The sequence below is a fragment of the Aeromonas media genome (assembly GCF_020423125.1).
Taxonomy (GTDB): Bacteria; Pseudomonadota; Gammaproteobacteria; order Enterobacterales; family Aeromonadaceae; genus Aeromonas; species Aeromonas media.
Window position 1 is genome coordinate 1,413,077 of the sequence record NZ_CP075564.1, and the last position, 19,733, is coordinate 1,432,809.

At 61.2% G+C, this 19,733-nt stretch carries 20 protein-coding genes and 2 pseudogenes; 9 read left to right on the forward strand and 13 right to left on the reverse strand.

The genetic code is table 11. The features are described from left to right. Positions 1–6: 6 nt before the first annotated feature. The 4 genes and pseudogenes from KI797_RS21200 to KI797_RS06665 form a co-directional block, all read left to right on the forward strand. Positions 7–108, forward strand: a pseudogene (locus KI797_RS21200) (heme o synthase); the annotation flags it as partial. Between the two features lie 180 nt (positions 109–288). Continuing rightward, a pseudogene (locus tag KI797_RS06660) lies at positions 289–1,323 on the forward strand (MFS transporter); the annotation flags it as partial. Between the two features lie 147 nt (positions 1,324–1,470). Beyond that, positions 1,471–1,635: a hypothetical protein gene (locus KI797_RS21145; protein WP_404801081.1), complete on the forward strand. Its 165-nt coding sequence runs from the start codon at positions 1,471–1,473 to the stop codon at positions 1,633–1,635. 57 nt (positions 1,636–1,692) lie between these two features. After that, complete coding sequence (locus tag KI797_RS06665; protein ID WP_226172149.1) at positions 1,693–2,061, forward strand: DUF1428 domain-containing protein; 369 nt, start codon at positions 1,693–1,695, stop codon at positions 2,059–2,061. Positions 2,062–2,215: 154 nt separating this feature from the next. Here KI797_RS06665 and KI797_RS06670 read toward each other — a convergent pair whose 3' ends face one another. Both KI797_RS06670 and KI797_RS06675 read right to left on the reverse strand, forming a co-directional pair. Further along, complete coding sequence (locus tag KI797_RS06670; RefSeq protein WP_226173028.1) at positions 2,216–3,319, reverse strand: YdcF family protein; 1,104 nt, start codon at positions 3,317–3,319, stop codon at positions 2,216–2,218. Between the two features lie 150 nt (positions 3,320–3,469). Then, positions 3,470–4,363 (reverse strand): LysR family transcriptional regulator, encoded by an 894-nt coding sequence (locus tag KI797_RS06675; protein ID WP_226172152.1) that lies wholly within the window; start codon positions 4,361–4,363, stop codon positions 3,470–3,472. A gap of 100 nt (positions 4,364–4,463) precedes the next feature. Here KI797_RS06675 and KI797_RS06680 point away from each other — a divergent pair, with 100 nt between their 5' ends. Both KI797_RS06680 and KI797_RS06685 read left to right on the forward strand, forming a co-directional pair. Then, positions 4,464–4,952, forward strand: a complete 489-nt coding sequence (locus tag KI797_RS06680; RefSeq protein ID WP_226172156.1) for a DMT family transporter — start codon at positions 4,464–4,466, stop codon at positions 4,950–4,952. Between the two features lie 98 nt (positions 4,953–5,050). Beyond that, the gene (locus tag KI797_RS06685; RefSeq protein WP_226172159.1) at positions 5,051–5,485 is read left to right on the forward strand and encodes a DMT family transporter; all 435 of its coding nucleotides are present in this window, start codon (positions 5,051–5,053) and stop codon (positions 5,483–5,485) included. A gap of 274 nt (positions 5,486–5,759) precedes the next feature. On the opposite strand, the gene KI797_RS06690 is transcribed toward KI797_RS06685, so the two are convergent. The 4 genes from KI797_RS06690 to KI797_RS06705 all read right to left on the reverse strand — a co-directional run bounded on the left by KI797_RS06690 (position 5,760) and on the right by KI797_RS06705 (position 7,368). After that, positions 5,760–6,002 (reverse strand): DUF3297 family protein, encoded by a 243-nt coding sequence (locus tag KI797_RS06690; RefSeq protein WP_005332143.1) that lies wholly within the window; start codon positions 6,000–6,002, stop codon positions 5,760–5,762. 102 nt (positions 6,003–6,104) lie between these two features. Then, positions 6,105–6,284 carry a hypothetical protein gene (locus tag KI797_RS06695; protein ID WP_095592360.1) on the reverse strand — a complete coding sequence of 60 codons (180 nt, stop codon included), beginning with the start codon at positions 6,282–6,284 and terminating at the stop codon, positions 6,105–6,107. 178 nt (positions 6,285–6,462) lie between these two features. Continuing rightward, positions 6,463–6,750 carry a hypothetical protein gene (locus KI797_RS06700; protein ID WP_226172161.1) on the reverse strand — a complete coding sequence of 96 codons (288 nt, stop codon included), beginning with the start codon at positions 6,748–6,750 and terminating at the stop codon, positions 6,463–6,465. A 156-nt stretch (positions 6,751–6,906) separates the two neighbouring features. Further along, a complete protein-coding gene (locus KI797_RS06705; protein WP_226172162.1) occupies positions 6,907–7,368 on the reverse strand; it encodes a DUF6678 family protein in 462 nt (153 codons plus the stop codon). Between the two features lie 255 nt (positions 7,369–7,623). Between KI797_RS06705 and KI797_RS06710 the strand changes: the two genes are divergently transcribed. Then, complete coding sequence (locus KI797_RS06710) at positions 7,624–8,604, forward strand: IS5-like element IS5 family transposase (protein WP_026141915.1); 981 nt, start codon at positions 7,624–7,626, stop codon at positions 8,602–8,604. Positions 8,605–8,822: 218 nt separating this feature from the next. Beyond that, the gene (locus KI797_RS06715) at positions 8,823–9,803 is read left to right on the forward strand and encodes an IS5-like element IS5 family transposase (protein WP_026141181.1); all 981 of its coding nucleotides are present in this window, start codon (positions 8,823–8,825) and stop codon (positions 9,801–9,803) included. Positions 9,804–9,910: 107 nt separating this feature from the next. Here KI797_RS06715 and KI797_RS06720 read toward each other — a convergent pair whose 3' ends face one another. The 7 genes from KI797_RS06720 to KI797_RS06750 form a co-directional block, all read right to left on the reverse strand. Continuing rightward, positions 9,911–10,207, reverse strand: coding sequence for a hypothetical protein (locus KI797_RS06720; protein WP_226172165.1), 297 nt, complete (start codon positions 10,205–10,207; stop codon positions 9,911–9,913). A 1,337-nt stretch (positions 10,208–11,544) separates the two neighbouring features. Then, the gene (gene trpA / locus KI797_RS06725) at positions 11,545–12,351 is read right to left on the reverse strand and encodes a tryptophan synthase subunit alpha (RefSeq protein ID WP_226172166.1); all 807 of its coding nucleotides are present in this window, start codon (positions 12,349–12,351) and stop codon (positions 11,545–11,547) included. After that, on the reverse strand, positions 12,348–13,541 hold the full coding sequence (gene trpB, locus KI797_RS06730) for a tryptophan synthase subunit beta (RefSeq protein ID WP_005323481.1): 1,194 nt from the start codon (positions 13,539–13,541) through the stop codon (positions 12,348–12,350). Before trpB ends, trpA begins: the two co-directional genes overlap by 4 nt. Positions 13,542–13,595: 54 nt before the next feature. Then, positions 13,596–15,083, reverse strand: a complete 1,488-nt coding sequence (gene trpCF / locus KI797_RS06735) for a bifunctional indole-3-glycerol-phosphate synthase TrpC/phosphoribosylanthranilate isomerase TrpF (protein WP_226172167.1) — start codon at positions 15,081–15,083, stop codon at positions 13,596–13,598. Next, positions 15,080–16,093 (reverse strand): anthranilate phosphoribosyltransferase, encoded by a 1,014-nt coding sequence (gene trpD / locus KI797_RS06740; protein ID WP_218409297.1) that lies wholly within the window; start codon positions 16,091–16,093, stop codon positions 15,080–15,082. The genes trpCF and trpD overlap by 4 nt, the downstream gene beginning before the upstream one ends. Before the next feature lie 9 nt (positions 16,094–16,102). After that, entirely contained in the window at positions 16,103–16,702 is a 600-nt protein-coding gene (locus KI797_RS06745; RefSeq protein ID WP_171273514.1) for an aminodeoxychorismate/anthranilate synthase component II, read from the reverse strand. Further along, complete coding sequence (locus KI797_RS06750) at positions 16,695–18,332, reverse strand: anthranilate synthase component 1 (protein ID WP_226172170.1); 1,638 nt, start codon at positions 18,330–18,332, stop codon at positions 16,695–16,697. Before KI797_RS06750 ends, KI797_RS06745 begins: the two co-directional genes overlap by 8 nt. Before the next feature lie 421 nt (positions 18,333–18,753). On the opposite strand from KI797_RS06750, the gene rnm reads away from it, so the two are divergent. Next, positions 18,754–19,635 (forward strand): RNase RNM, encoded by an 882-nt coding sequence (gene rnm, locus KI797_RS06755; protein WP_226172171.1) that lies wholly within the window; start codon positions 18,754–18,756, stop codon positions 19,633–19,635. The last annotated feature ends 98 nt before the right edge of the window (positions 19,636–19,733 follow it).

A 19,733-nucleotide genomic window follows, 5' to 3' on the forward strand; every position in this document is an offset into this window, starting at 1 on the left:
GCTGACATGTTCTCCATCGTCGTCATCATCTTCACCTGCCTGAGCGTGATGATGTCGGTGGACTTCCAGCCGGACGCAGCGCCCGTGCTGGTGAGCATGCTGCCCTGATAGTGTGAACTGCCCCCCTAAATGCATGAAATCCAGAGCCGGGAACCTTCCCGGCTCTGTTATTATGAGGCCCGCCCCACGGGGCGCATTGTCGGCTTTTTCGGGTGTGGCGTGCCTTGTCATCCGCCCCTTTCTGTCTCCTCTCTCTGACCTATCGAGGCCATCATGAATGATTTCACCATGACGAGGGGCGAGCGCCGCGCGACCTGGGCGCTCGGCTCCGTCTTCTCGTTGCGCATGCTCGGCATGTTTATGGTCCTGCCGGTGCTGACCACCTACGGCATGTCCCTGGCGGGTGCCTCGGAGGCGCTGATCGGCCTTGCCATCGGCATCTACGGCATGACCCAGGCGCTGTTCCAGATCCCCTTCGGCCTGCTCTCCGATCGCATCGGCCGCAAGCCCCTCATCGTCGGTGGCCTGCTGATGTTTGCGGCAGGCAGTGTCATCGCCGCCCTGAGCGACTCCATCTGGGGGGTTATCGTCGGGCGCGCCCTGCAGGGGAGCGGCGCCATCTCCGCCGCCGTCATGGCGCTCCTGTCGGATCTCACCCGGGAGCAGAATCGCACCAAGGCCATGGCCTTCATCGGGGTGAGCTTTGGCATCACCTTCGCCATCGCCATGGTGACCGGCCCCCTGATCACCCAGACGGTGGGACTCTCCGGGCTATTCTGGCTCATCGCCCTGCTGGCGCTGGCGGCCATCACCATGGTGATCTGGGTGGTACCGACCCCGGCGGCCCACCTGCAAAATCGCGAGTCCGCCATGGTGCGCGGCGGTTTTCGCACCGTGCTCACCAACCCGCGCCTGCTCAAGCTCAACCTCGGTATCCTCTGCGTTCACACCCTGCTGATGTCGAGCTTCGTGGCGCTGCCGCCCCTGCTCGAACAAGCTGGGCTGGCTCGGGAGCACCAGTGGCAGGCCTATCTGGTCACCATGCTGGTCGCCTTCGTGAGCGTGGTGCCCTTCATCATCTATGCCGAGAAGCACAGGCAGATGAAGCGGGTCTTCATCGGATGCGTGGGGGTGATGCTGGTTGCCGAGTTGGTGCTCTGGCAGGCAGGTCTGCAGCTCTGGGGCCTGCTCGCCGGGCTGCAGCTCTTCTTCGTCGGCTTCAACGTGATGGAGGCGCTGCTGCCGTCGCTGATCAGCAAGGAGTCCCCCCCGGGTTACAAGGGGACCGCCATGGGGGTCTACTCCACCAGCCAGTTTCTCGGGGTCGCCATCGGTGGCAGCCTGGGGGGCCTGCTCTACAGCCTGGGGGGCGGCCCTCTGGTGTTTGGCGGCTGCGCCGTGCTGGCCCTGCTCTGGTTCGGGGTCAGCCTCACCATGACGGAGCCCCCCTACGTCAGCAGCCTGCGCATAGTGCTGCCGGAGGGGGTCGAGGCCACTCCGGCGCTGGAGCAGCGGATCCGCGCCTGCGACGGGGTGAGCGACGTGCTGCTGGTGCGCGAGGAGCACTCCCTCTACGTGAAGGTGGACAGCAAGCGCCTGACCCGCGGCGATCTGGAGCGGCTGGTGTCCCTCTGAGGGCGGCCAGGGGCGCGGCTGCTATGCTGAGATCCTCAACCACAGGAGGAACCTCTCATGTCATATGTAGACGGATTCGTGATCGCCGTGCCCACGGTCAACAAGCAGGCCCTGATCGATCATGCGGGGCTGTTTGACCCCATCTTTCTCGAATATGGTGCCACCCGGGTGCTGGAGTGCTGGGGGGATGACGTACCCCACGGCAAGCAGACCGACTTTTACCGCGCGGTGGCGGCCAAGGATGACGAAGCCGTTGTCTTCTCCTGGGTGGAGTGGCCGAGCAAGGCGGTACGGGACGAGGCCATGACCAAAATGATGAAGGACCCCAGGATGGATCCGGCCAGCCCCATGCACCAGACCATGCCCTTCGATGGCGCCCGCATGATCTTCGGGGGCTTCACTACAGTGCTGGAGCTCAAGGGCTGAGGGCCGTTAGAGCCAAAAGCCCGCCTGGCCTTGGAGGGCTTCACCATTGTGGCTGGAGCTCAAGGGCTGAGGCCCGCCAGAGACACCCAGGCCCGTCAGATGATGAAAAAGCCCGTCATTCGGCGGGCTTTTTGCTGGGCGTCATGCCATGGGATCAGCGTTCGATCAGCGGGGCCGAGCGGTAGCTCCAGAGGCCATAGGTGCGCAGGGCGTCGCGGTAGATGCCGAGCAGCTCCTCCGGGCTTGCCTTGGCCAGGGCGGAGAGGGGCTTGTCCGGGTAGGCGACACTGTCGATGCGGATATTGGCCGGGCCGCTCTGCCAGCAGGCGATTTCCAGCAGGGTCTGGCCCCGGCGCACATGGCTCGCCGAGCTCACCAGAGTGGCGTATTCAATCTCGTGGCGGGCGAGGGCATAGCCGCTGTAGAGGGCGTTCTCCACCGTGCTGGTGGCGTAGTTCTCCTCGATGATGCGGGAGCGGTCGATGCCCTTTTTCGCCAGCCAGTCCGCCATCAGCTTGCCCTCGGTCTGGCGGTTCTGGGGCATGCCGCCGGTGAGGATGACGAGGGCCGCCGGATCGGCCTGGGCCAGGGCGCGGGTAGTCTCGAGGCGCCCCAGCAGGATATCGTTCATGGAGCCATCGGGATTGAGGGCATAGCCCAGGGTGACGATGGCGCGGCGCCCCTTCTTCTCGCCCCGTCCCTGACGCTCCTTGAGCGGGGTGGCGACCACCCGGTCGACGGTGGCGAACAGCCGCTGAAGATCGGCGGCGCGACCGGCGTTGAGCTCGCCGACCCGCTTGACGTAGCCATCGGACTTGGCCTGATCGCCCTTGAAGCGCAGCCAGGTGGCCAGATAGGTGTTGATGTCCAGATCATCCGGCGCGGCGGTGAGGGCCTGCTCGAACAGGGCGATGGCCCTCTCCACGTTGCCGTTGTAGATCTGGGCGTTGGCCGCCGAGATGAGCAGATCGGTGCGATAGGGCTCGAGCTGGTGGGCCTCCAGCAGCAGGGTGGTCACCTGCTCCATGTTGCTCGGCATCTTGGCGGTGAAGCCCGCATCTGAGACCCGGGCGGGGGAGTGGAAGATGCGGGTGGCGTCCGCCAGCAGTTGATCCACTACCTGGCGCTTGCTGATGTACTGATCGTAGTTCTGCTCCTTTTGCAGGGAGCGCACCGGGGCGGCCCAGGCATCGGATGAGACAAAGAGTGACAGCGCCAGCAGGCTGGTGAGGGTCAGGGCAATCGCAGTTTTCTTCATCATGGGGCTCCACCTGGGGTGAGGGGTGCGATGCCGTGGCTCGTCCCCTGAATGCTTTTCCAATAAAAACAGATGCTTGGTTTGCTGCCTACTCTACTCCTTTCCCGATGAAAAAAACGTGAACCCTTCCGGTTATCCCGATGGCGCGCCTCAGCGCGGCCCCAGCCGCTCCTGCAGGAAGGCGAGCCAGGCCTCCACCTTGGCGGGCAGGTGGCGGCGCCTGGGATAGACGCACCAGACGCCGTGCTCGGGCAGGGCATGGTCAGGCAGCACGGGCACCAGTCGGCCGATGGCGAGATCCCGTGCCACGATGAAGTCCGGCATGTTGCCGATGCCGAGCCCCGCCAGCAGTGCGGTGTGGATGGCATCGCTGTTGTTGACCTCGAAATTGCCCCTGGGGGTGATGGCCACCTCTCCCTCTGGCCCGTGCAGCCGCCACAGAGTGCCGCCGCGAAACAGGGAGTAGAAGAGGCAGTTGTGGCGCTCGAGATCGGCCGGGGTGCGGGGCGTGCCGGCCTGCGCCAGGTAGGCGGGGGCGGCGCACAGGGTGCTGAGACAGGGGGCGAGGCGGCGGGCGACCAGGCTCGAATCCTCCAGCTCGCCGATGCGCACCGCCACGTCGAACCCCTCGGCCACCAGATCCTGCTGGGCGTCGCTCATCTCGAGCTGCAACTGCACCTCGGGGTGGAGGGCGAGAAACTCGGGGACAAGGGGGGCGATGTGGCGCCGGCCATAGACCATGGGCACAGTTACCCGCAGCAGGCCGCGGGGGGCCGATTGCAGGGCGCCGATGGCATCTTCCCCGTCGCTGGCCAGACGTACCGCATGGCGCACCGTCTCGAAGTAGCGCTCCCCCGCCTCGGTGAGGGTGAGGGAGCGGGTGGTGCGATAGATGAGCTGGCAGCCGAGGGCCTGCTCGAGCTGGCTCACCTTCTTGCTCAGCACCGACTTGCTGAGGCCGAGCTGACGGGCGGCGCCGGAGAAACTGCCCGACTCTACCACGGCGACGAAGGCCGGGAGCAGGGCGAAGGCTTCCTGGTTCATGCTGCTCTCAATATGGAAACAATGTTGTTCCAGGAGGGTAGATTATCCCCAAATCAAAAACAATTTACCCTGCTCGCCAGTGACACCAAGGAGCAACCCCATGATCCCCCCTCTTGTTGACCGCGGCCCCGGCCGCCCCGCCCTCGGCCAGACACTCGGCCAGACCCTGGGCGCTCTGGCTGCCTTCGCCGCTGGCCTGCTGCTGGCGCTGATGATCGCCCAGAACGGCGCCCTGGCCCGCGCCACCGACCCCTGGCTCGGGAGCTGGCTGGCCCACGGGGTCGGCAGCCTGGTCGCCGCGCTCCTGTGGTGGCTCTCCCCAAGGCCCCCGACGCCGGAGGCGGCCCCGCCCTGGGCCTGGCTCGGCGGCCTGCCGGGGGCGCTCACCGTGGTGCTGGCGGCCCTGTGCCTCAACACCCCCCTCGGCATGGCGGGCACCCTGGCCCTGCTGCTGCTCGGCCAGTTGCTGTTTGGTGCCCTGTGCGATGACCTCGGCTGGTTCGGGCTGGCCCGCCGCCGCCCCTCGGGGAAGGACGCGCTCGCCGCCTTGCTGGTGCTGGCCGGCGCTTTGCTTATCGTGCTCGGTTAGGAGAAACACCATGACCCTATTGATCCTGCTGGGACTGCTCGCCGCCTTGCTGGTGATGGCCGGCGCCCTGCTTATCGTGCTCGGCTAGGAGAAACACCATGACCATTTTGATCCTGCTGGGACTGCTCAACGGCGTGGCGGTGAGCCTGTCGCGCACCCTCAATGGCCGCCTCGCCAGCGCCCGGGGCGCCATGACGGCCGCCCTTGCCAACCACCTGCTCGGCTTTGGGCTGCTCGGCGCCCTGCTCATCCTCAAGGGGGCGCCCTGGGAGCGGCTCGCCGGGCTCGATCCCTGGCTGCTGCTCGGCGGCGTGCTGGGGGCGCTGTTCGTCGCCATCAGCAGCTGGGCCATAGGCCAGGTCGGCGCCCTGGCCTGCGCCCTGCTCATCGTCACGGGCCAGCTGGCGGGGGGCGCACTGCTCGATGCCCTGGCCGGACGGCTGGCTGCGAGCGATCTGCTCGGCATTCTGCTGGTGCTGACAGGGGCCGCGCTGCAACGCTGGCAGGCCGGCAAGCCGTGCCCTTCGCCATGAGGGGCGCTGGCGTGGCGACCTTCAGGAAGCAAGTGACAAGCGCGCCGCCCTGCCTTGACGGGAAAGGCAAGGGCCAGCCAGATCAGGGCCCTGGCGAAAGGGAAAAGGCGAAAAAAAGGGAGGGAAAAGAAGAAAAAGGAAGGCAAAGGAGAACAAAGAAAGAGAGCCCGCCTATAAGCCAGGCCCGACCCAAAACGCAGAACACCGGCCCTTGGCCGGTGTTCTGAAATAACAAGGTCGCGCCCCTGCTCGGGGCGTCGCGGGCATACGCAGCTTAGGCGTAGAAGGCTTCGACTGTGCCCTTGACGGTGATCAGCATGGCATTGCCGTAGCGGTCCTTGGCCTTGGGGGAGGGGATCTTCACCCAACCTTCGCTGATGCAGTACTCCTCGACATTGGTGCGCTCCTTGCCGTTCACGCGAATGCCGATCTCGTGCTGGAAGCACTCTGCCACATGGTGCGGGCTGCGCGGGTTGGCCGCCAGGCGGTCGGGCAGTGCAGGTTTGTTGTCGCTCATGGTCATTACCTGTTGTGGATGCAAAGTGCGCCATTGTAGACAATGGCCCCGCCGGGCTCAAGGCAGCGTCGGCGCAGCCTTGAAAATCTGTGATGAGGTCGGTCAGGAGGCGCGCCAGGCCTTGATCCTGCCATAGGCGGTGCCAGCCAGAGTGACAAGAAACATGACGACATAGCTCCAGAGCGGCGGGTCGAAATAGAGATCCTCCGGCAGGCTGCAAAGATAGAGGAAGGCAACCGCCAGAAGCGGTGTCAACAGAAGCTGGATAAGTGTTCTTATCATGGGGCGATTGACTTATTGGATGAGAAATATGGAGGAGCAGGTGCTTGTCGCGAGCCTTTCGCTGCGTTAATCAGCCATGCCAGTTGGTGTAATTCAACAATGGGTCTTCTTCTTCCGGCACTCTATTTTGTCACGTGCGTGCTATTTTGCGATTCCGGCCTGACGAGGAGTTGCCTTGTCACTCCGGTAGTTGAGATAACCATGCGACAAACCATTCAGCAGGCATGGAGGCAGACGTGTGATTCCGTGCAACGTGGATATCCCAGTTCGTTTCTACCTCCGCGAGGATGGGCATCACGGCATCAATCTCTGCGGGGGCATCGACATCAGCGTATCTGTTCCAGAAAGCCTCACACCAGTGAGCAATGGACTCATGATGGTGAGGTGCACTTTCTGGATGGGCGCCCCACGTTAAAACCTGTTTTACATTGTCTGGCGTAGATGCCAGCTGTATTTCATCAAGCATATTGCTTTACCTGCAACATCAGGTGTGGTGACGATGGTTGATATGTCCAGTGACACAACCCTGTGTAGGGCGTGTATTTGCACCAAGACATTCGTCGCTCTTTTTGGGGCGCAAGTCGTTTGCGCAATGCAGAAAAATAAGGGTCAACACAGTACGCTAGTTCGCGCAGTGGTCCTGCCGCTGCGCCTGTAGAGGCTTGTTGTGCATGCAGACGAAAACGGGATGGCTCTCTTTTCTCACATAGCCCCAGACCCGGATACCACGCTCCAGCATGGTAAATTTGACACCGGCCTGGCTCGCAATATGAATCGCTTCATCCGTGAAATCTTCAATGTCCGGTGCCAGCAATGCCCCTCTGGAGTGAGCCTGGTATGCCAGGACGTCCAGGAACTCCATGGCCCAGAAGTTGCCCCCATATTGTGCCAGTTCTGGTGTATAGCTCTTGCCATCTTCTGGAAATGTGGAACCATCCAGATCCGTTCGCCGGTATTGGAAGAACCTGTTGTTCTGATGCAGCAACGCAAAAAGACGATTCCATTTGGAATTGTTCGAAACAGACGTCATGCCTGCCTTGATAACATACTCTTTGACTGGCTCTCTATGTCGAATGTCCATCATTACCCTCCAGATCGAATGATACCTTGCCAGGGAAATCTACGCCGCCGTGTCGTGACAAGACCCACTAAAACCAGATATTGGTTTGATAAACGACAGGTGTTGTAGATCACCTGTCAAGCGCCATTTTTATAACGCGGTCAAGCAGTTCTTCGTCCTCATGCAGCTCGCGGTACGCGGTGAAAGAGAGGGAAGGTGCGAACAAGTCCCTGATATGAGATCCTGTTTGTCATCTGGAGCCATGGAACAGGGTTCATCATGAGTCATCAACTTACCTTCGCCGACAGTGAATTCAGCAGTAAGCGCCGTCAGACCAGAAAAGAGATTTTCTTGTCCCGCATGGAGCAGATTCTGCCATGGCAAAACATGGTGGAAGTCATCGAGCCGTTTTATCCCAAGGCTGGTAATGGCCGGCGACCTTATCCGCTGGAAACCATGCTACGCATTCACTGCATGCAGCATTGGTACAACCTGAGCGATGGCGCGATGGAAGATGCTCTGTACGAAATCGCCTCCATGCGTCTGTTTGCGCGGTTATCCCTGGATAGCGCCTTGCCGGACCGCACCACCATCATGAATTTCCGCCACCTGCTGGAGCAGCATCAACTGGCCCGCCAATTGTTCAAGACCATCAATCGCTGGCTGGCCGAAGCAGGCGTCATGATGACTCAAGGCACCTTGGTCGATGCCACCATCATTGAGGCACCCAGCTCGACCAAGAACAAAGAGCAGCAACGCGATCCGCAGATGCATCAGACCAAGAAAGGCAATCAGTGGCACTTTGGCATGAAGGCCCACATTGGTGTCGATGCCAAGAGTGGCCTGACCCACAGCCTAGTCACCACCGCGGCCAACGAGCATGACCTCAATCAGCTGGGTAATCTGCTGCATGGAGAGGAGCAATTTGTCTCAGCCGATGCCGGCTACCAAGGGGCGCCACAGCGCGAGGAGCTGGCTGAGGTGGATGTGGACTGGCTGATCGCCGAGCGCCCCGGCAAGGTAAGAACCTTGAAACAGCATCCACGCAAGAACAAAACGGCCATCAACATCGAATACATGAAAGCCAGCATCCGGGCCAAGGTGGAGCACCCATTTCGCATCATCAAGCGACAGTTCGGCTTCGTGAAAGCCAGATACAAGGGGTTGCTGAAAAACGATAACCAACTGGCGATGTTATTCACGCTGGCCAACCTGTTTCGGGCGGACCAAATGATACGTCAGTGGGAGAGATCTCACTAAAAACTGGGAATAACGCCTTAAATGGCGAAGAAACGGTCTAAATAGGCTGATTCAAGGCATTTACGGGAGAAAAAATCGGCTCAAACATGAAGAAATGAAATGACTGAGTCAGCCGAGAAGAATTTCCCCGCTTATTCGCACCTTCCTTAGGGAAGGTGCGAACAAGTCCCTGATATGAGATCATGTTTGTCATCTGGAGCCATGGAACAGGGTTCATCATGAGTCATCAACTTACCTTCGCCGACAGTGAATTCAGCAGTAAGCGCCGTCAGACCAGAAAAGAGATTTTCTTGTCCCGCATGGAGCAGATTCTGCCATGGCAAAACATGGTGGAAGTCATCGAGCCGTTTTATCCCAAAGCCGGTAATGGTCGTCGGCCCTATCCGCTGGAAACCATGCTGCGCATTCACTGCATGCAGCATTGGTACAACCTGAGCGATGGCGCGATGGAAGATGCTCTGTACGAAATCGCCTCCATCCGTCTGTTTGCCCGGTTATCCCTGGATAGCGCCTTGCCGGACCGCACCACCATCATGAATTTCCGCCACCTGCTGGAGCAGCATCAACTGGCCCGCCAATTGTTCAAGACCATCAATCGCTGGCTGGCCGAAGCAGGCGTCATGATGACTCAAGGCACCTTGGTCGATGCCACCATCATTGAGGCACCCAGCTCGACCAAGAACAAAGAGCAGCAACGCGATCCGCAGATGCATCAGACCAAGAAAGGCAATCAGTGGCACTTTGGCATGAAGGCCCACATTGGTGTCGATGCCAAGAGTGGCCTGACCCACAGCCTAGTCACCACCGCGGCCAACGAGCATGACCTCAATCAGCTGGGTAATCTGCTGCATGGAGAGGAGCAATTTGTCTCAGCCGATGCCGGCTACCAAGGGGCGCCACAGCGCGAGGAGCTGGCTGAGGTGGATGTGGACTGGCTGATCGCCGAGCGCCCCGGCAAGGTAAGAACCTTGAAACAGCATCCACGCAAGAACAAAACGGCCATCAACATCGAATACATGAAAGCCAGCATCCGGGCCAAGGTGGAGCACCCATTTCGCATCATCAAGCGACAGTTCGGCTTCGTGAAAGCCAGATACAAGGGGTTGCTGAAAAACGATAACCAACTGGCGATGTTATTCACGCTGGCCAACCTGTTTCGGGCGGACCAAATGATACGTCAGTGGGAGAGATCTCACTAAAAACTGGGAATAACGCCTTAAATGGCGAAGAAACGGTCTAAATAGGCTGATTCAAGGCATTTACGGGAGAAAAGATCGGCTCAAACTGAAAAAATGAAATGACTGAGTCAGCCGAGAAGAATTTCCCCGCTTATTCGCACCTTCCTTAGCTTTCCTGAGTAGCAGCGTAAATGATGCAGATAAATGTTGGAAAAATTGACTTCCCATTTTTCAAATAGAAGATAGGTTTCTTCTATTTTTAGAATTCGCTGCTCGGCATATTTCTGCTTTGCTTGCGTTTCAGAATTGGATTTTGATAGCTTTAAATTGAAAAGATTTGTGATGACGACTGCAAGTAGTGTCGATACAGCAGTTATAAGGCCGCTAATTATGATTGTGATGTCTTTTATTTCGATGCCTGTCAAAGTTATGTCCTAGGCTCTAAAGTTTGGTTGAGGGGCGTACAAAAGCGAAGCTTTGGATGTCCCGAGTGGGCGAAGCGAACGATTTAAACCACTAGTTAGGTGATTGCAGACCTCTCTACCCAAGGGAAATTATATCTGTGGCTTTCGTGAACAAAGTATTTTTTGCCACATCTCAAATGTTGAGCTAAAAAACGTAGGTTGGTGCTGAACGAAGTGAAGCCCAAAGTTGACCGTGAATATATCTGAATATCTGTTTTATGGATCTGCCAAATCCATATTTATCCCGCTCAGGTTGGCGCAATAATGCTCATCTGTTGGACTTCGCTATGCTCTGCGCCAACCTACAAAAACCACGCTACCGCCCCTGGGTTTCAGCCCCACTCCGCTGCTTTCACCTGCGAGATATCAGCAATCACTCCCATGGTGTCCTCCCGAGAGGTTGATTGTCGTTTGGCTATCTTAAGGGCCCTGATCGAGGCATGGGAAGGGGTGGTTGATAGAAATCTGAGCTGGTTCAATCAATTAGTGAGCAACTGCTGTTTTAAGTGGGCTGTTGGGTGAGCAGAAATGCGAAAACTCCCCTCACCCCAGCCCTCTCCCAGGGGGAGAGGGTGCATATCTGCGGTTTAGGCAGAAGCTGAGGGCCGGCACGGTTTTGATCCCCCTCTTATTCGCTGAGGCGAGCCCTCTTGTCCAGGCCGCGAGGCAGGATGCCGAGCGAGCGGCGCTGGGGCATGGGCAAAATCGGAAAGGGCGAGCACAGCTCGACCCGATTTGGCGCGAGAACACGGATGTTCGAAACGGACTTTGGCCGAAGCCATGGATGGCGAAGACCAAAGGCCCATCGGCGCGTGCCGTTGGACAAGAGGATGAGCCGAAGGTACCCGACGTCAGTCGGGCGAACAAACGGGGGTGACTTTTCTTTGGCCACGCAAAGAAAAGTCACTCGCCCAGGCCCGAAGGGCGGGCGAAACCCCATCGAGGACGGAGTCCTCGCATCCTGCGTGGCAAAGCCACGCCATCAGGGGCATCCGCAGGATTGGGAGTTCGGATTAACTCCGCCCGGATCGCGAGCGTCCGAATACGCTTCGCTATTCGAACCTACGGGCACCCATCAAATCGTTAACCTTCGGGGAACCCTGACTCCCCTCACCCTAGCCCTCTCCCAAGAGGAGAGGGGACAAAGACGTCGGGAGCGGCAGCAAGCAGGAAAGAGAAAGGGAGCCGGTCAGGCTCCCTTTGATGCGTTGATAGGGTGATACAACGATGCCGCTATGCGTAAGGCGGATACGCAGCCTGACCATTCACGGCCAATGGCATTTGGCCAAAGCCACTCCTTATCGATTGGTCGCGGCCTTCATCCCCTCCACAAACTCTTTCAGACGAGTGAGCATATGTTCCGGATTCTGGTGGTGGGTCTCGATGATCTTCACCACGGCGGAGCCGGAGATGGCACCGGCGGCGCCGGCCTTGATGGCTTCACGCACCTGAGCCGGTTCGCTGATGCCAAAGCCGAGCAGGGCGGGGGGGGCGTTGAACTCGCGCAAGGTGTTGATGAGGCCATCCACCGGCATGCCGGCCTTGGTCTCGGCGCCGGTGACGCCTGCGCGGCTCACCAGATAGGTGTAACCAGAGCCAAGCTCGGCAACTGCCTTGAGCGTCTCGGAGTCACCGTTGGGCGGGGCGATAAAGATGCTGTCGATGCCGAACTTGTCGGCGGCCGCCTTGTAGGGGGCGCACATCTGCACCGGCACGTCCGCCACCAGCACCGAATCCACGCCAGCCTGCTGGCACTTCTCGTAGAAGCCGTCGATGTGGCGCACATAGACGAGGTTCGCGTAGACCAGCAGGCCAATGGGGAGCTGCGGGTACTTGGCGCGGATGCGGGCAAGCAGGCCGAAGCAGTCGTCCGGGGTGGTGTGGCTGGCAAAGGCCCGCAGGGCGGCACCCTGAATGGTGGGGCCGTCCGCCACCGGATCGGAGAAGGGAATGCCGAGCTCCAGGGCGTCGGCGCCCCCTTCGACCAGGGCATCGACGATGGCCAGGGACAATTCGGGGGTGGGGTCACCCAGCATCACGAACGGCACGAAGGCGCCCTGATTGGCCTTGTCCAGACGGGAGAAGAGTTGTGCGTAGCGATTCATGACAAGGTTCCTTCTTTCTCGAAAATGTCGGCAACGGTGAAGATATCTTTGTCGCCACGGCCGGAGAGGTTGACGATGAGCACCTGCTCTTTTTCCGGTTCACTGCGGGCCATCTTGAGGGCGTGGGCCAGGGCGTGGGAGGACTCCAGCGCCGGTATGATGCCTTCTGATTTGGCCAGCTCCTGGAAGGCGTCCAGCGCCTCCTTGTCTGTGACAGAGACATACTCGGCGCGGCCGATGGAGGCCAGGTGGGCGTGCTGGGGGCCGACGGAGGGGAAGTCGAGTCCCGCCGAGACGGAGTAGGACTCCTGAATCTGTCCCTGCTTGTCCTGCATCAGGTAGGAGTGCATGCCAAAGAAGACCCCCTTGCTGCCGTGACCGAGCGGTGCACCGTGCTCGCCGCTCTCGATGCCGTGACCACCGGGCTCGACCCCGATAAGGCGCACCGACGGCTCATCGATGAAGTCGGCAAACATGCCGATGGCATTGGAGCCGCCGCCGACGCAGGCGATCACGGCGTCGGGCAAGCGCTCTTCCTTCTCGAAGCACTGGGCCTTGGCTTCTTCCCCGATCATCTTCTGGAACTCCCGCACTATGGTGGGGAAGGGGTGGGGGCCGGCGGCGGTGCCGAGCAGGTAGTGGGCGCTGTCGTAGTTGGCAGCCCAGTCACGCAGCGCCTCGTTGCAGGCATCTTTGAGGGTGGATGAGCCCGAGTGCACCGGAATGACGGTGGCGCCCATCAGCTTCATACGAAACACGTTCGGCTTCTGGCGCTCGCAATCCTTGGCACCCATGTAGACCCGGCACTTGAGGCCGAGCAGGGCGCAGGCCAGCGCCGTCGCCACGCCGTGTTGACCGGCGCCGGTCTCGGCGATGATCTCGCTCTTGCCCATGCGTTTGGCGAGCAGGGCCTGACCCAGCACCTGGTTGGTCTTGTGGGCGCCGCCGTGCAGCAGGTCTTCACGCTTGAGGTAAAGCCGGGTCTTGGTTCCCTTGGTCAGATTGCGGGTGAGGGTCAAGGGCGTCGGGCGCCCGGCATACTCGGTCAAGAGTTCCCCAAACTCGGCAACGAAGGCCGGGTCATCCTTGGCATCGACGAAGGCCTTCTCCAGCTGGAGCAGGGCGGGGATGAGGATCTGGGGCACATACATACCACCAAATTCACCGAAAAACGGATTGAGCAGGGTCATACATTATTCCTTGTGCTTATAGGCAAACGCAGTTCATTAATTTGGTACATGTCACTAGAGGGTTCGCAGACCGGCAAAGGCCGCCGCCAGCTTGTGCGCATCCTTCTGGCCCGGGGCACTCTCCACCCCGGAGTTGAAATCGAGGCCCACACAGCCCACTTGGGCGGCCTGCAGGGCGTTGTCGGGATTGAGCCCCCCCGCCAGCATCAGCCTGGCTTTATCGAGATTGGCCAGCAGGGCCCAGTCGAACGCCTGGCCGGTGCCGCCGCTCTGGCTGCCCACTTTCGTATCCAGCAGCAGGCGATCCACCTGGTAGTCGAGGGCAGGCAGCGGCTCGCCGCTTGTGATGCCGACCGCCTTCCAGATCTGGCAGTTGGCTGGCAGCAGGGGGCGCAGCGCCTCGATATAGGCGGCGTCTTCATCCCCGTGCAGTTGCACGGCTGCGAGGTTCAGGGCCTCGACCGTCTTGGCTATGGTCTGGGGCTGGGCATTGCGAAATACCCCTACGTAACAGAGCGGCGCGCCCGCCATCACGGCGCGGGCGGCGGGAATGTCCACGTAGCGCGGACTCTTGGCGACAAAGATGAGGCCACCGAACACGGCACCCGCCTGATGGGCTGCTGCGGCATCTTCGGGGCGAGTCAGGCCGCACACCTTGTTCTGACCCAGCACCAGCTTGCGCACCGCGGCCTCCAGATCTGGCTCGCTCATCAGGGAGGAGCCCACCAGGAAGCCCTTGGCATGGGCGCGCAGCTCCGCCACCTGGGCGCGGTGGTTGATGCCGGACTCGCTGATGACCACCCGATCGGCGGGGATCTCGGCCGCCAGCTGTTTGGTGCGGGCGAGATCCACGCTCAAATCCCGCAGATCCCGGTTATTGATGCCAATCACGGGGGCACCGAGGGCGATGGCGCGATCCCGCTCCTCTGCATTGCTCACCTCGGTGAGCACCCCTAGACCTAACTCTTTGGCCACCTTGAACAGGGCGCGATAGCCCTCGTCGGTGAGCACGGAGAGCATCAGCAGGATGGCGTCTGCCTGATAGTGGCGGGCCAGATAGACCTGGTAGGGGTCAATCATGAAGTCCTTGCACAGCACCGGCTGCTTGACCCGGCCACGCACCCTGGGCAGGAAGGCAAAATCCCCCTGGAAGAACTGCTCGTCCGTCAGCACAGAGATGGCGGTGGCGTAGTTGCCATAGATGTCGGCGATGGCCTCCGGGCTGAAGTCGTCGCGGATTAAGCCCTTGGAGGGGGAGGCCTTCTTGCATTCGAGAATGAAGCGGGTGGAGCCTGCCCGCAGGTCGCCTTCGAAGTCCCGATCGCTTGGCACCAGGGCGCCCTGGAAGTTCTCCAGGGGCTGGGCCAGCTTGCGGGCAGCGACCCACTCCTGCTTGGCGGCCACGATTTTGCCGAGAATGGTCTGGTTGATGGAAGCCCGATTCAGGAAGGCATCGGGGGAGGAGAGGGGGTCGAGCATCTCGATATCCTTGCTAAGAGTGGTACTGCCTTGTTGGCTGCCGTGAGTACTGACTGACATCATGCCTCCTGATGGCTCAGGGTGGCGAGGGCCTGGGCGAGCATGCGGGTTTCACCGCTTGAAAGCTTGGCCAGCACCTGTGCGGCCGCCTGCTTGAAGTCCGGGGCCTTGCCCGCCATCACCAGGAGCGGCGCCACGTTGGCGGCGATGGCGGCGTTGTGGGCCGCTGTGCCTTCCCCTGCCAGGATGGCGTCCGTGATGGCACGGTTCTCTTCCGGCTCCCCCCCTTGAATGGCGCTGACCGGGTAGGTCTCGAGGCCAAAGTCGGCCGGGGTGAGCAGGTATTCGCGAATTTCGCCGTCACGGATCTCGGCCACCTGGGTCGGACCGTGAATGGCCACTTCGTCCAGCCCGGCGCCGTGTACCACCATACCGGTTTTCAGCCCCAGTGCCAGCAGGGTTTCAGCGATGGGACGCACCAGCTCGGGGGCATAGACTCCCATCAGCTGGTAGCTGGGGCGGGCCGGGTTGATAAGCGGCCCCAGGACGTTAAATAGCGTCCTGGTTTTCAAGGCCTGGCGCACCGGCATGGCGTGGCGCACCCCGGCGTGGTACTGGGGGGCGAACAGGAAGCAGATGCCGAGCTCGTCCAGACAGCGGCGAGCCTGGGCCGGGCTCATGTCGAGCTTGATGCCCATCTTGTCCAGCAGATCGCTGGAACCCGACTTGCTCGAGACGGAGCGGTTGCCGTGCTTGGCCACTTTCAGGCCGCAGGCGGCGGCCACCAGTGCCGAGGTGGTGGAGACGTTGATGGTATTGAGGCCATCGCCACCTGTGCCGACGATGTCACAGAACGCATAGTCCGGGCGCGGGAAGTCGCGCGCTTCCGCCAAGAGGGCCTCGGCGGCGCCGGCGATCTCCTCCGGGGTCTCCCCCTTGATCTTGAGGGCGGTCAGGAGACTGGCGAGGACGATGGGATCCACTTCGCCACGGACTACCTGGCCGAAGGCGTCGCGGGCGGCGTCGCGGGTGAGAGACTGCCCCTGATAGAGGGTGTTGAGATGATGATGCATGGGGTCTCCTTACCGCACGTGGCTTTCTGGACGGGTGATGTGGGCGAGGGCCTGGGTCAGCAGGCGGGCCCCTTCCGAGGTCATGATGGATTCCGGGTGGAACTGGAAGCCCAGCACCCGCTCGTCCCGTTGCTCTATGGCCATGGGCATGCCCTGATAGTGGGCAATCACCTGCAACTCCTCCGGCACATAGGTCGCCACCAGGGAGTGGTAGCGGGCCACCGGCAAGGGGCTTTGCAGCCCCGCGAAGGCGCCGTGACCGTTGTGCTCAATCAGCGATCGCTTGCCGTGGACGATTTCCCCAGCCGCCCCGACGGTGCCGCCGTAGGCTTCGCACAGGGCCTGATGACCGAGGCAGATGCCGAGGATGGGCACCCGGCCGCGGGCCAGCTTGATGAGATCGATGAGGCAGCCCGCCTCGTGGGGGGCGCCCGGTCCCGGGGAGAGCACCAGCACGGCATCACCGTCACAGGCTTCTATCTCCTGCATGATGCGGCTCGCCGGCAGGCTGTTGCGGTAGATACGCACCGGATAGCCCAGGGTGCGGAACTGATCCACGAGGTTGTAGGTAAAGGAGTCGAAGTTATCGAGCAGGAAGATGTTAGTCATGGCTCACGTCCTTATGTTGCTCCTGCTGGGCGCTCAGGGCTTGCAGGGAGGTGCCATGGCTGGCGGCGATGGCGGCCAGCACGGCGGCCGCCTTGGCGCGGGTCTCGTCCGCTTCGGCCTGGGGCTTGGAGTCATAGACCACGCCGGCACCGGCCTGGACATGGGCCAGGCCCGCTTTCACGAAGGCGGAGCGGATGACGATGCAGGTGTCCATCTCCCCCGCGCCGTTGAGGTAGCCGACGGCACCGCCATAGCTGCCACGGCGCTTGCCTTCCACCATGCGGATAAGCTCGCTGGCTCGCAGCTTGGGGGCGCCGGTCAGGGTGCCCATGTTCATGCACGCCTGATAGGCGTGCAGGGCGTCAAGGTCGGCACGAAGGCGGCCCACCACCCGGGAGACCAGGTGCATCACGTGGCTGTAGCGATCCACTTTGAGCAGATCCTTCACGTAGCGGGTGCCGGGCTCGGAGATGCGGGCGATGTCATTGCGACCGAGATCCACTAGCATCAGGTGTTCGGCCACCTCTTTCTCGTCCTGACGCAGCTCGAGCTCGATGCGACCGTCGAGATCCAGATTGATGCTGCCATCGGGGTTGAGGCCGCGGCGACGGGTACCGGCGATGGGGTACATCTCCACCTGGCGGCTGGCGGCGCAGAACTTGACCGCGCTCTCCGGGGAGGCGCCAAACAGGGTGAAGCCCTCATCCTGCACATAGAACATGTAGGGGCTGGGGTTGGTCTGCTTGAGGCGGCGATAGGCGGCCAGCGGGTCGGGGCAGGGCAGGGAGAAGCTGCGGGACGGCACCACCTGGAAGATGTCGCCACGGCGGATAAAGCCTTTGAGTTTTTCCACTTCGGCGCAGAACTGCTTGTCGCTCTTGTCGATCTGGAGGTTGCCAGTGAGCGGCTTGGCGCCCTGAGCCCCCGGTTGCGGCTGCTGGCAGGCCTGCTTGAAGGCCTCGAGGCGGGCGGTCAGCTGGGCGTAACGCTCATCGAGCTGGCTCTCGTCCTGCTCGCCGCCAAAGAGGCAGGCCAGCAGGGCCGTGCTCTGCTTGATGTGATCGATGGTGATCAGGGTCTCGGCCACATAGAAGCAGTAGTCGGGGCAGTCGTTGCTCCCTTCAGGCACTTCTGGCAACTCTTCAAAGGAGGCGATGAGGTCGTAGGCGAAGCTGCCGCCCATGAAGAGCGCCTCTTTGCCCTGCTGGCACTCAAGCTCCCGTTGCAGGGTGCGCAGCACGTCCAGCACGCTGCTGCCCTTGAGGCGGCTGTCTTCGTCAAGGATGCGGTCGGAGGCCGGGAAGTCGAGTTGCAGCTCGTCCGCCACTCGGGTCTGGGTGATGACGGCGCTCAGGCGCTGCTCGAGCAGGCGCTGCAACTGGACGCCGTTGCTGGTGAGGGCACGGACCCGCACTGTGCGGCCACGGCATTCGATGCGCAGGCAGGCATCCACCAGCAGCAGGCTCTGGGTGCCGGCCTTGGAGTCGATCTCCACCGATTCCAGCAGCAGGTTGTTGGGGCTGTCCTGGCAGAGTCGGGTGTAGAGCGCCAGGGGATCTGTCACATAAGGGGCATTGAGCCTGATGGTATCGAATTCGCCCAGGGGTAACCGGGTCTTGTTGCCTGTCATAATGCCTTCCCTTGCATGTGTTGTGTGTAACCGATGGTCATGGCGTTTCTCTCGAATTGGGATGGGGGTTTCGTCACGTCAGCGAGTTCGCCATCGCCATGTCAGTGCACTTGTCTGAATTGTCGGTTTCATCACAGGTCCATTTGCCGGATAATAAAAAAGCCCGCTGGGGTCAGCGGGCTTTTTCTTTGGGTTCTTAATTTGCTGTCAGATTACAGGTACAGCAACGACCACACGCCCGCATGTCAGGGAGTGTGCCACCACCAGATGGTCAGGATGGAAGTCGTTTGCATGATAAAGTCCTGTAAAAAGATGTTTGCAATGAAGTGCCTACAGAAAACGATAAAGCCGCGGCCAAGTCAAGTCGCTTTTTTGCCTTCTTTTTCCCAAGCAGGCCCCCTGATGAGAGCGAAACAAGCCGATGAGATTCGATCTTCACTGTCATACCACGGCCTCGGATGGCGTGCTGAGCCCTGCCGATCTGGTGCGCCGCGCCGCCGAGAAAGGGGTTGAGGTGTTAGCGGTCACTGACCACGATACCCTTGACGGGCTTGATGAAGTCCGCCAGACGATCAACAGCGAACAGTTGCCGCTGCGACTGGTGAGCGGGGTCGAGATCTCCACCGGGTGGGAGCACCACGAGATCCACATAGTGGCGCTCGGAGTAGATGAAAAAAATCCGCAGCTGGTCACCTTCCTGGCCGGTCAGCGGGCCCGCCGCGAGGCGCGCGCCCAGGAAATAGGGCGCCGTCTGGAGAAGTGCCTCATCCCTGGCACCTATGAAGAGGCCAAGCAGCTCGCCGGTGACGCCGCCGTGACCCGTGCCCATTTTGCCCGGGTGCTGGTGGCGCGCGGGGTGGCCGACAACATGCAAAAGGTATTCAAGAAGTACCTGAGCCGGGGCAACAAGGGCTATGTGCCCGCCGAGTGGCCCGAGATGGGGGAGGCCATCGTCGCCATTCATGCCGCGGGCGGGCTGGCGGTGCTGGCCCACCCCAGCCGTTACGATCTCACCGCCAAGTGGATCAAGCGGCTGCTGGTGGCTTTCAAGGCGGCCGGTGGCGATGCCATGGAGGTCTCCCTGCCCCAGCAGAGCCCCCAGGAGCGGGCCAACCTCGGTCAATGGGCCAAGGATCACGACCTCTACATCTCGGTGGGGTCCGATTTTCACTTCCCCTCCAACTGGACCGAGCTGGGCCGCCATCTGTGGCTGCCCAAGGAGGGCATGCCGCTCTGGCTCGGACACCCCGATCACTTTGGGCTCAGCCAGGAGCAGCATGCCAGTCTGCTGGCCAGCCGCTGAGCACAATGGGCGGGCCAGCATCTTTGGTGCGGGCGAGTCTGTGCCAAACAGGGTAAGGTAGTGTCATGGGCCAAGGGGCCCGTGACCATGAAGCGGGC